Source organism: Rhodanobacter sp. Root480 (assembly GCF_001426645.1).
GTDB classification, from domain to species: Bacteria; Pseudomonadota; Gammaproteobacteria; order Xanthomonadales; family Rhodanobacteraceae; genus Rhodanobacter; species Rhodanobacter ginsenosidimutans.
Genome location: NZ_LMEX01000001.1, coordinates 1,102,382 through 1,113,635, shown reverse-complemented (window position 1 = coordinate 1,113,635; position 11,254 = coordinate 1,102,382). Strand labels below are relative to the sequence as shown.

Below are 11,254 nucleotides of genomic sequence, written 5' to 3'. Positions count from 1 at the left end.
CGGCTTCTCGTCAAGGTGGTGGGGAATGATCGCCTTCATGCAGCCTGCCTCTTCCAGCGGCGCCACATGAGACGCGGCGCGCGCGGCAGCATGCCCAGCAGCAATCGCGTGTGCATGGCGGTGATGCGCGCGTTGTCGTGCAGCATGCGGAAGTGCGACAGCCCGTCCTCGGGGTAGATCACCCGCGTGGGCAGGTTGCGCACCGGCACGCCGCGCCACAGCAGGCGCACGGCGATCTCGGTGTCGAAATCCATCCGTGCCGGCAATGGTGCGCGGGCGATTTCCGCGCAGGTTTCGTGCAGCGGATACAGCCGGTAGCCGCACATCGAATCGTCGATGGCCAGCGACAGCGTTTCCGCCCAGACGCAGACGTGGGTGAGGTAGCGGCCGTACAGGCGCGCCCTGGGCACGCTGTCGTCATAGACCGCGCGTCCGCACACCATCGCGTGCGGGTGATCGCGGGATTCGGCCAGGAAACGCGGCACGTCGCCGGTGTCGTGCTGGCCGTCGGCATCGATCTGCAGTGCGTGGGTATGGCCGGCGTCGCGCGCGGCCAGCAGCCCGGCGACCAGCGCGGCGCCCTTGCCCTGGTTGTGCGGCAGGCGCAGAAGCTGGATGTCGCCGTTTTCTTTCAGCGCATCGAGCACCGCGCGGGTGTCGGCATCGCTGCCGTCGTCGACCACGATCACCGGCAGGCCGTGCGCCCGTACGGCCTGCACGGTGCGCTCGATCGTGCGCTTGTGGTTGTAGATCGGAATCAACGCGCACGGCGCAAGGCGCGCCGCGGGCACTGACATCAGCGGGACCGACATCCGACGCAAGCCGCCGCCGGTCAGCGGGCGAGCAGGGTGTGCACGGTGGCGATGACGTCGCCCACCGTGCGCACGCTCTTGAAATCCTCGGGTTTGATGCGCATGCCAGTCATCTCCTGCACGTGGATCGCCAGATCCACCGCATCGATGCTGTCCAGCTCCAGCTCGGTGAACAACTGCGCCGACGGCGTGACCCGCGCCGGGTCGATCTCGAACGTGTCACGAAGCACTTCCCTGAGCCTGCCCAGAATCTCTTCGTCGCTGATCCCTGCTTCCATCATCATCGTGCTCATAACTGTTCCGCCTGCTCTTGTTCCGGTGATGCCATGCAACGCATGGACGGGGAGGGGCCGGGCGCTTTCGCGCACCGGGACGCTGGCATCCCCGTGTCTTGTCCCCAATGAGGTTCCGATGTTGGCGGAGCGGCCTGGCCGATCCCCCCCGCGATGCGGGTCCCCCGTGGCCCTTGCCCTTTTCAGGCAAGGGTTTACGCGTCAAAAACGCGTGATGGAGTGTACCAGAATCATGGCGGGCGTCAGCCACCTTTCGGCACTGGATGGCGGCTTTGGCGCAGCCGCAATGCGTGGGTATTCCGGCGCCCATCGGCAGGCCGACAGACGGGTGGGAATCACCTATTTTCCGCTCAGCGCGGCTGCCATTCCGCGGTCAGCTCGGCCAGCTTGCGGCATTGGCCGCGCACCAGCGCCAACTGGTTCAACACCAGGGTCGCCACGTCGTCATTCGGGAGGGAAGGTTCGGCACCATCTGCCGCAATGTCTGCCGGGTCGATGGCGAGTTTTTCGGATGCCAGTACCGCATCGGCCACACGCTGCAAGGCCGCCACGGCCTGGTCCCCCCGCTCGATGACCGCGTTGACGGCATCGGCGGACAGCATCTGCCGATGGCTGCCCAGGGTGGACAAGTGGCCCAGCAGGACCTGGGCGGCGGTCAGGAATCGCAACAGCACATCATCTTGGCGGTGCTTGCCGCCGGGCTCGCGCAACATCTGGCCGAGCAGGCCGCTCAGCGCGGCGATGGCGTTGTGGGCGTCGCGACGGGCAATGCGGTAGTCGAGGTCGTCGTGTTTGCCGCTGCGGTATTGCGGCAGGATCCTGGCCAGGTAACGGGCGTCGCTGTGCAGCGTATCGGCCAGCAACTGGCCCGGTTGCCGCGCTTGCCAGTCCGGCAGGATGAAGTGGATCGCCAGCGCGGCAATCGCGGCGCCGGCCAGCGTGTCGAACAACCGCGGCAGCATCACCGCGTAGCCGTCGCCCACCTGGTTCACCAGCATCACCACGAACAGCGTGATCATCGCCGTGGCCACGCCGTAGCGGCGATGGCGGGCTGCGAAAAACGCCACGCCGGTCAACGCGATCAGCGGCAACTGCCATAGCGGCGTGATCGAGTGCAGCGCCGCCCAGCCGATCACCAACCCCGCGATGGTGCCGCCCATGCGTTGCAGCAGCACGCGCCAGGTGGCGTGATAACTCGGCTGACACACGAACAGCGTGGTCATCATGATCCAGTAGCCATGTTGCGGATGTACCAGCCGCATCACCACGTCGCCCACCAGCAGGGCGGTGGCCAGTCGTATGGCGTGGCGGAACCGCGGCGCGCGGGGGCTGAACTGGGCGCGGATGCGCGCCCAGGCGTCGGCGAGGGATTGCGGCGCCGGGTCCTGCAGCGTCGATTCCATGTGCCTGTCCAGCAGCACCCTGCCATCGAGCAGGTCGTGGATGGCGGCCAGGTTGCTGGCCAGCCCATCGACGGCGCGCAGCAGCGCCGGTTCGTGCGGCGTCTCGCGCAGGGATTCGAGCGAGGTGCGCACGTCGGCAAACGCCGCCTCCACATCGTCGTCGCGCCCGATCCTGCCGCGCCGGCGCAACGCATCGGCAAGCTGGCGGCAGCGGCTGGCCTGCAACCGCAGCAGGTGCTCGCAGCGAAACAGCACGTCGCTGTGGAAGAACGCCCTGGCCAGCGCGTCGTAGGGATAGTGCGAGGAGTTGATCCGTTCGTGGATGTCCTGCGCCATGAAATAGCGTTGCAGCAATACCGCGGTGGTGCCGCGTGCGCGGCGGCTGCCGATGCGGTCGATCAGCATCAGGCGGGTGTCGTTGAGTGCTGCCACCACGTTCTCGTTGCGCCGCGCCAGGGCCAGTTGCAGCGCCTGGTCATCGCGCCCGCGCAAGGGCAGGAACAGCGCCGCCTTGCCGTCCAGTTGATCGGCCAGCGCGCGAAACAACCGGGCCAGCGCGTGCCGCACCGCCTGCTGCGGCGAGAGGGCGCTCCACAGCAGCGACAGCACGCCGTACCAGGCGGCACCGGCCAGCATCCGCGCCGGCTCCAGCAACAAGCCGCCCTCCGGCGCACCGCCGGCGAGGTCCGAGGCGAGCATCGTGTACACCGCCAGGATCAGCGTGGCGCCGGCGATCGTGCTGTAGCGCCCGCTCAACGCGCCCAGCATCACCAGCAGCACGGTCGACAACCACAGGCCGATCGCGAACGCCACCGGATGCGGCAACAGCCATTCCACCGCTACCGCGGCCACCGAGAAACAGGCCAGCGTCACCAGCAGGGTGATCAGGCGATTGCGCCACTGGTCTTCCGTTTCCGCCAGCGCGCAGGCGATCGCGCCCAGCAGGATCGGGATGATCGCGGCCAGCTGGCCACTGACCAGCCCATAGGCCACGATGCCGCCCAGCGCCAGCAGCACGCGCACGCATTCGGCAAAGCGGTCGTAGCCGAGCAGGCGAAACCAGTAGCTGGAGAGAGTGGACGTTTGCGTCATGCGTCAAGCATACGGTGCGAACCCGCGCCCGTGATGCTCTTCCTGTAGGAGCGACTTCAGTCGCGATGCTCTTGCTGCAGAGTCCAAGGCAAGAGCATCGCGACTGAAGTCGCTCCTACATGCGGGTCGGGCTTACTGCCCCCGCATCCGCCCCTGGAAGCGCGTCCCGCCGTTACCCATGTGCGCCAGCTTGATCTTGCCGATCGCGTTGATGCGTTCTTCGGCCAGGCGGTCGGCGGCGCGATAGGTGGGGATGTTCTCGGTCTTCGAAATCTCGAAGATGCGCCCCAGGTTGTAATAGATCGTGCGCATCATGCGCATCGCGCGCTCGCGGTTGTAGCCGTCGATTTCCAGCGACACGTTCATCACGCCGCCGGCGTTCACCGCGTAATCCGGCGCGTACAGCACGCCGCGCTTCTGCAGTTCATCGCCGATCTCGTCGGTGGCCAGCTGGTTGTTGGCCGGGCCGCAGATGATCTTCGCCTTGATGCGGTCGATGGTCTGCTCGTTGACGGTGCCGCCCAGCGCGCAGGGCGAATAGACGTCGGCGTCGACGTCATAGATCTCGTCCAGGCCCACCGCCTCGCAGCCCAGCTCGTCGACGCAGCGCTGCACCGCTTCCTTGTTGATGTCGGTGACGAACACCTTGGCACCCTGTTCGCGCAGCAGCTTGATGAACTCGCCGCCCACGTGGCCACAGCCCTGCACGGCATAGCTGTACTTGCCCACGTCCTCGTTGCCGTACTTCGCCTGCAGCGAGGCCATCACGCCCTGCAGCGAGCCGTAGGCGGTGAACGGCGACGGGTCGCCCGAGCCGCCATGCACCTGGTGCACGCCGGTCACGTAATCGGTTTCGCGGAACACGTACTCCATGTCGTTGACGTCGATGCCCACGTCCTCGGCGGTGATGTAGCGGCCGTTGAGCGAGTTGACGAAACGGCCGAACGCGCGGAACAGCGCCTCCGACTTGTCCTTGCTGGGATCACCGATGATCACCGCCTTGCCGCCGCCCAGGTTCAGGCCGGCCACCGCGTTCTTGAACGTCATGCCGCGCGACAACCGCAGCACGTCGTTCACCGCCTCCTGCTCGGTCTTGTACGGCCACATGCGCAAACCGCCGAGCGCAGGGCCCAGCACCGTGTTGTGGATCGCGATGATGGCCTTCAGGCCGGCGTCCTTGTTGTGGCAAAAAACGACTTCTTCGTGACCCGTGTTGGCGATGGTTTCAAAAATCATTGGAACGGTGACTCCATGGATTACGGTGCCAGACGGCATCTACAGACTGGGGCGATGCAACCACCACCGCCCCGGAAACAGAAAACCCTGAAACTGATCGCCCCGACCGAGGCCGGGGCGATGAAACTGGCGCGGAGTCTAATACTTCGTCCGTGAAGGTAGTTCCGCGACGCAGCAAACGCGGGGCCGCCAGTTACATGCGGCAATTTGGTGCGTGGCCGCTCTTGCGCGCGTTCTCGTACACCGGCATCAACTGCTGCGCCTGCTGGTTCAGCGCCTGCGCCCGGTTGCCGGTGGAAGGGTGGGTGGAGAGAAACGCCGGCGGCTTGCTGCCGCCTTGCGCGCCCATTTTCTGCCACAGCGTCACCGCCGCGCGCGGGTCGAAACCGGCCTTGGCCATGTAGCGCTGGCCCAGCGTATCGGCCTCGCTTTCCTGCGTGCGCGAGAACGGCAACAGGATGCCCACCTGCGCGCCCAGGCCCAGCGCCGCGGCAACATAGCCGGTGTTGGTGCCGCGCGTGCCGGCATACGCGGTGCCCGCCGCCACCGCCGCCTGCGTGGCCATGTTGTCGGAAACGCGTTCGGCGCCATGACGCGCCACCACGTGCGACAGCTCGTGGCCCAGCACCACCGCCAGCTGATCCTGGTTGTTGGCGAGCTTGAACATGCCCTTGTTCACGCCGATGCGGCCGCCGGGCAGGGCGAACGCGTTGGCCGTGTCGTCATCCACGATCTGCACTTCCCACTGCTGCGTGTTCCACGGCGGCGGCAGCACCGAGATCAGCGCTTTCGACACGCAGGTGGCGTAGGCGCGCTCGCGCGGCGCGTCGACAAACTTGCCCTGCTTGCGCATGTCGTTGAACGCAGTCAGCCCCATCTGGTTCATCTGCGTATCGGACACCATCATCAATTGCGAGCGACCGGTGGGCGAGGTGACACAGGCGCTCAGCAGCACGGTGGCCAGCGGCGCCAGCAGGTGACGGTATTTCATGGTGCTCCTCCTTGGACGTGTGACCGCCAGCATACGGACAACACATCACTGCCGCGTGGTTGTTCCATTGAAAAGAACGAACGATCGTGCTATTTATCATGTCATGAGCACCCCAATCACCACCGGAAAACGCGCCGCCACGCGCGAAACCATACTCGACCACGCCTACGCGCTGGCCTGCAACGGCGGGCTGGAAGGCCTGTCCATCGGCAGCCTGGCCGCCGACGTGGGCATGTCCAAGAGCGGCGTGTTCGCGCATTTCGGCTCGCGCGAGGAGTTGCAGCTGGCGGTGCTCGACGCCGGCGGCCAGCGCTTCATGGCCACGGTGCTGGCACCCGCGCTGAAGCGGCCACGCGGCCTGCCGCGGCTGCGGGCGATCGTGGCCAACTGGTTCGACTGGGGTCGCCAATTCCAGAGCGGTTGCGTGCTTCTGTCATCGGCCAGCGAATACGACGGCCGCAGCGGCCCCCTGCACGACAGCGTGGTGGCGCAGATGGCCGGCTGGCGCCACGAACTGTGCAAGGCGATCGGGCAGGCGGTGGATGAAGGCCACCTGCGCGCCGACACCGACGCCGAACTGCTCGCCTTCGAAATCTACGCGCTGATGCTCGGCCTGCACCACGACGGCGGGCTATTCGGTTTTGATCAAGCCAAACGCCACGCCGAGCGCGCCTTCGAGCGCCTGTGGCGCAGCTGGCAAGCCTGAGATCCCGCCCATGCCAACCCGAACCGTGATGGATCGCCCCGGATTTTCCGCCCGCCTCAAGCTGGGCGCCGTGCGTGCCGCGTTTGTACTGGGCGGGCGGCTTGCGCCCACGCACACGGTGAACCGCGCCGCGCGCCTGTTTGCCACGCCGTTCGCCAGCAGCCGCCGTCGCGCACAGGCGGCGCAGGCAGGCGACGACATGCAGCGCGGCCAGTTGCAGGTCAACGGCGAAACCATCGCCACCTATGTCTGGGGCGACCCCGCCACGCAACCGTACGCGCTGCTGGTGCACGGCTGGTCCAGCTTCGGTCTGCGTTTTCTGCCGTGGGTGGCCGCATTGCGGGCGATGGGATTTGCCGTGATCACCTTCGACCAGCCCGGTCACGGCCACAGCAGTGGCACGCTGTGCACGCTGCCCGAGTTCGCTGACACCGTGCGCGCCGTGGGTCGCCACTACGGCACCGCCGCCCTGGCCATTGCCCACTCTCTGGGCGGCGCCGCGCTGGCGTTCGCGCAGGATGAGCAGTGGCATGCCGAAAAATGCATCCTGGTGGCGCCCGCCGCCGACATGCACGCGGCGGCGGGCCGCTTCTTCCGTTTCGTGCGACTCGGCGAACACCTGCGCAAACCGTTCTTCGCCTGGCATCGGCAACGCACCGGTATCGACGTGGATGATCTGCAGGTTGCACGCCGCGTGCGCGACTACGGCCAGCCCTGCCTGATCGTGCATGATCTGGACGACGGCGACGTGCCGTGGGCCGAAGGCGAGCGTTACGCCCAGCACTGGCCCGGCGCCCGTATGCTCACCACGCAGGGGCTGGGGCATCGTCGCGTGCTGGTTGCGCCCGAGGTGATGGCCGCCGTGCTGGCTTTCATTCGCGGCGAACCCGTCGGCACACACGTCGTCGGCAGCCCGGATCTCTCGCTGAGCCTGTAAATCAGGGCTTTTTCGAACGCACGTTTATTGCATCGCGACAATCGAAAACGCACCGCGCGACTAGAATCGACCGGACCACGCAAGCTTTCGAGTCCGGAGTTGCCATGAGTTCCCCCGCCAAGCACGTCCCCCCTGGCACCCAGCCGGCAGAAACCACGCCACTGCGCTTCGTCACCGCCGCCAGCCTGTTCGACGGCCACGACGCGGCCATCAACATCATGCGGCGGATCATCCAGTCGCAAGGCGCCGAAGTGATCCACCTGGGCCACAACCGCTCGGTGGAAGACGTGGTGCGCGCCGCCCTGCAGGAAGACGCCGACGCCATCGCCATCTCGTCGTACCAGGGCGGCCACGTCGAGTACTTCAAGTACATGATCGACATGCTGCTCGAGCGTGGCGCCGGCCACATCCGCGTCTTCGGCGGCGGTGGCGGCACCATCACCCCGGAGGAAATCCGCGAGCTGCAGGACTACGGCGTCGAACGCATCTATCACCCCAATGACGGCATGAAGCTGGGCCTGGTGGAGATGATCGAGGATGTGGTGGCGCGCGCGGGGCGCGCGCGGGAATCGGGAATGGGGAATGGGGAATCGGTAAAAGCGCACGCGCCGGACATCGACGACGAGATCAGCATCGGCCGCATGCTCAGCGCACTCGAAGACGGCGTATTCAGCGATGCCGAACTCACCAAGTTGCGCAAAGAGTGGGCAAGCGGCTCTACCGATTCCCCATTCCCGATTCCCGATTCCCGACCGGCTACGCCGGTCCTCGGCCTCACAGGCACCGGCGGCGCCGGCAAATCCTCCGTGGTCGACGAACTGCTGCTGCGCTTCCTGCATGCGTTCCCCCACATGCGCATCGCCGTGCTGGCCGTCGATCCCACACGTCGCCGTTCCGGTGGCGCGCTGCTGGGTGACCGCATCCGCATGAACTCGCTGCGCAGCCACCGCGTGTTCATGCGCTCGATGGCCACCCGCCGCCAGCACGCCGCCACCAGCGTGGTGCTGCACGACTGCATCGCGTTCCTGAAAAGCCAGCCCTACGACCTGGTGATCGTCGAGACCGCCGGCATCGGCCAGAGCGATTCGGAAATCGTCGACCTGGTCGATTTCCCCGTCTACGTGATGACCAGCGACTACGGCGCCGCCAGCCAGCTGGAGAAGATCGACATGATCGACTTCGCCGAGCTGATCGTGCTGAACAAATACGACAAGCGCGGCGCCGAAGACGCCCTGCGCGACGTGCGCAAACAATGGAAACGCAACCGCACCGCGTTCACCGTGAAAGACGAGGACGTGCCCGTCTATCCCACCATCGCCAGCCAGTTCAACGACCCCGGCGTCACCTGGATGTTCGCGAACTTGTGCCGCCTGCTGCGGCACAAGTTGGGAATCGGGAATGGGGAATCGGGAATGGGAAAAGCGGGCTGCGATTTCCAGCCTCAGCTCGACACCACCCTGAAAGAACCCCGCGCCACCGTCCTCATCCCCGGCGCCCGCATCCGCTACCTCGCCGAAATCGCCGAGCAGGGCCGCGCCATCAACAAGGCCATCGAAACCCAGGCCGAATTCGCCAGCAAGGCGCAGCATTATTACGAGGCGTTGAAGGAATTGGGCGATCCACTTTTGCCGCGCCCGCTCGATCTGTACAGCAGCGCCGACCTGCGCGCGTCCTTCGACTCCGGCGCCGCGCGCCTACGCTCAGGAGGATCGGATGAGGAGACTGCACGCAAACCTGAAACCGATCACGCTGAGCGTAGCCCGCAGGGCGGAGTCGAAGCGCCCCCCCAGCCCGATCGCAGCCTGCTAACCCTGCGCCAACGCTACAACGCCGCCCTGAAGGAACTCACCCACGAAGCCATCCACCAGCTCCGCGAATGGCCCGCGCTCTACGCCTCCGTCACCGCCGACGTCAACGAATACAAGGTCCGCGACCAGGTCATCCGCGTCGACAACTACCGCGAATCCCTCAGCCACCAGAAAATCCCCAAAGTCTCCCCACCCAAATCCAAGGACTGGGGCGAACTCCTCACCTTCCTCGGCAAGGAGAACCTGCCGGGCCACTACCCGTACACCGGCGGCGTCTACCCGTACCGCCGCAGCGGCGAAGACCCCACCCGCATGTTCGCCGGCGAAGGCACGCCCGAGCGCACCAACCGCCGCTTCCATTACCTCAGCCAGGGCGGCGCCGCCACGCGCCTGTCCACCGCGTTCGACTCGGTCACCCTGTACGGCGAAGACCCGGCGCCGCGCCCGGACATCTACGGCAAGATCGGCAACTCCGGCGTCAACATCGCCACGCTCGACGACATGAAGAAGCTGTACTCCGGCTTCGACTTGAGCGCGCCCAGTACCTCGGTGTCGATGACCATCAACGGCCCCGCGCCGATGATCCTGGCGATGTTCATGAACACCGCCATCGACCAGAACGTGGAGAAATACCTGCGCGAGGACGACGCCCGCTGGGCCGCCGCGGAAAAGAAGATCGCCAAGCTCTACGAAGGCCGCCAGCGCCCGCAATACCTGGGCGACCTGCCCAAGGGCAACGACGGCCTTGGCCTCGGCCTGCTCGGCGTCGCCGGCGACGAACTGGTCGATGCCGAAACCTATGCGCGCATCAAGACCGAAACGCTGACCCAGGTGCGCGGCACCGTGCAGGCCGACATCCTGAAGGAAGACCAGGCGCAGAACACCTGCATCTTCTCCACCGAATTCGCGCTGCGCATGATGGGCGACATCCAGCAGTACTTCGTCGACCACAAGGTGCGCAACTTCTACTCGGTGAGCATCAGCGGTTATCACATCGCCGAAGCCGGCGCCAACCCGATCAGCCAGCTCGCCTTCACCTTGAGCAACGGCTTCACCATCGTCGAGTACTACCTCGCCCGCGGCATGAAGGTGGACGACTTCGCGCCCAACCTCAGCTTCTTCTTCTCCAACGGCATGGACCCGGAATACACCGTCATCGGCCGCGTCGCCCGCCGCATCTGGGCCCGCGCCATGCGCGAGCGCTACGGCGCCAGCAGCCGCAGCCAGATGATGAAGTACCACATCCAGACTTCAGGCCGCTCGCTGCACGCGCAGGAAATCCAGTTCAACGACATCCGCACCACGCTGCAGGCGATGTACGCGCTGTTCGACAACTGCAACTCGCTGCATACCAATGCCTACGATGAGGCGATCACCACGCCGACCGAGGAAAGCGTGCGCCGTGCGGTGGCGATCCAGATGATCATCAACAAGGAGCTGGGGCTCAACTTCAACGAGAACCCGTGGCAGGGCAGCTACGTGGTCGACACCCTGACCGACCTGGTCGAGGAAGCGGTGTACAAGGAGTTCGAGGCGATCAGCGAGCGGGGCGGCGTGCTTGGCGCGATGGATACCATGTACCAGCGCGGCAAAATCCAGGAAGAGTCGATGTATTACGAGCACAAGAAGCACGATGGCTCGTTGCCGTTGATTGGCGTGAATACGTTCCTGCCGAAGGACCATGGCGGGGAGATTGCTACCGAGATCGAGTTGATTCGATCGACCCCTGAGGAGAAGGGGGCGCAGATTGCGCATGTGAAGATGTATGGTGACGCGCGGAATGCGCTGGTGCCGGGGAGCTTGCGGTCGCTGCAGGACACGGCGCGGGAGCGGGGGAATGTGTTTGAGCGGTTGATGGAGGCGGTGAAGTACAACTCGTTGGGGCAGATTAGCCATGCGCTCTACGAGGTGGGTGGCGAATACCGGCGGAACATGTAAGGCGGCATCACGGCCATTAAAACAGCTAATGCCTCCTG

General features: G+C 65.7%; 8 protein-coding genes. 3 read left to right on the top strand and 5 right to left on the bottom strand.

Translation table 11 applies throughout. The features are described from left to right. Positions 1-35 precede the first annotated feature (35 nt). The 5 genes from ASD22_RS05210 to ASD22_RS05190 form a co-directional block, all read right to left on the bottom strand. Positions 36-797, bottom strand: a complete 762-nt coding sequence (locus tag ASD22_RS05210; RefSeq protein WP_056080997.1) for a glycosyltransferase family 2 protein — start codon at positions 795-797, stop codon at positions 36-38. Positions 798-832: 35 nt separating this feature from the next. Then, complete coding sequence (locus tag ASD22_RS05205; RefSeq protein WP_007081957.1) at positions 833-1,105, bottom strand: acyl carrier protein; 273 nt, start codon at positions 1,103-1,105, stop codon at positions 833-835. A gap of 350 nt (positions 1,106-1,455) precedes the next feature. Beyond that, on the bottom strand, positions 1,456-3,600 hold the full coding sequence (gene yccS, locus ASD22_RS05200; RefSeq protein WP_056079815.1) for a YccS family putative transporter: 2,145 nt from the start codon (positions 3,598-3,600) through the stop codon (positions 1,456-1,458). Between the two features lie 132 nt (positions 3,601-3,732). Then, positions 3,733-4,836 (bottom strand): Glu/Leu/Phe/Val dehydrogenase dimerization domain-containing protein, encoded by a 1,104-nt coding sequence (locus ASD22_RS05195; RefSeq protein WP_007081959.1) that lies wholly within the window; start codon positions 4,834-4,836, stop codon positions 3,733-3,735. Positions 4,837-5,029: 193 nt separating this feature from the next. After that, complete coding sequence (locus ASD22_RS05190) at positions 5,030-5,827, bottom strand: M48 family metallopeptidase (protein ID WP_056079812.1); 798 nt, start codon at positions 5,825-5,827, stop codon at positions 5,030-5,032. Between the two features lie 103 nt (positions 5,828-5,930). Here ASD22_RS05190 and ASD22_RS05185 point away from each other — a divergent pair, with 103 nt between their 5' ends. From ASD22_RS05185 to ASD22_RS05175, 3 genes are all read left to right on the top strand, one after another. Next, the gene (locus tag ASD22_RS05185) at positions 5,931-6,533 is read left to right on the top strand and encodes a TetR/AcrR family transcriptional regulator (RefSeq protein ID WP_056079809.1); all 603 of its coding nucleotides are present in this window, start codon (positions 5,931-5,933) and stop codon (positions 6,531-6,533) included. Between the two features lie 10 nt (positions 6,534-6,543). Further along, entirely contained in the window at positions 6,544-7,470 is a 927-nt protein-coding gene (locus ASD22_RS05180; protein WP_056079807.1) for an alpha/beta hydrolase, read from the top strand. Between the two features lie 104 nt (positions 7,471-7,574). After that, positions 7,575-11,216 (top strand): methylmalonyl-CoA mutase family protein, encoded by a 3,642-nt coding sequence (locus ASD22_RS05175; RefSeq protein WP_056079804.1) that lies wholly within the window; start codon positions 7,575-7,577, stop codon positions 11,214-11,216. The last annotated feature ends 38 nt before the right edge of the window (positions 11,217-11,254 follow it).

Bases quoted from the DNA above. Each gene is read 5' to 3' on its own strand.
- ASD22_RS05195 (WP_007081959.1), bottom strand. From the start codon at position 4,836: ATGATTTTTGAAACCATCGCCAACACGGGTCACGAAGAAGTCGTTTTT.
- yccS (WP_056079815.1), bottom strand. From the start codon at position 3,600: ATGACGCAAACGTCCACTCTCTCCAGCTACTGGTTTCGCCTGCTCGGC.
- ASD22_RS05205 (WP_007081957.1), bottom strand. From the start codon at position 1,105: ATGAGCACGATGATGATGGAAGCAGGGATCAGCGACGAAGAGATTCTG.
- ASD22_RS05190 (WP_056079812.1), bottom strand. From the start codon at position 5,827: ATGAAATACCGTCACCTGCTGGCGCCGCTGGCCACCGTGCTGCTGAGC.
- ASD22_RS05185 (WP_056079809.1), top strand. From the start codon at position 5,931: ATGAGCACCCCAATCACCACCGGAAAACGCGCCGCCACGCGCGAAACC.
- ASD22_RS05210 (WP_056080997.1), bottom strand. From the start codon at position 797: ATGTCAGTGCCCGCGGCGCGCCTTGCGCCGTGCGCGTTGATTCCGATC.
- ASD22_RS05175 (WP_056079804.1), top strand. From the start codon at position 7,575: ATGAGTTCCCCCGCCAAGCACGTCCCCCCTGGCACCCAGCCGGCAGAA.
- ASD22_RS05180 (WP_056079807.1), top strand. From the start codon at position 6,544: ATGCCAACCCGAACCGTGATGGATCGCCCCGGATTTTCCGCCCGCCTC.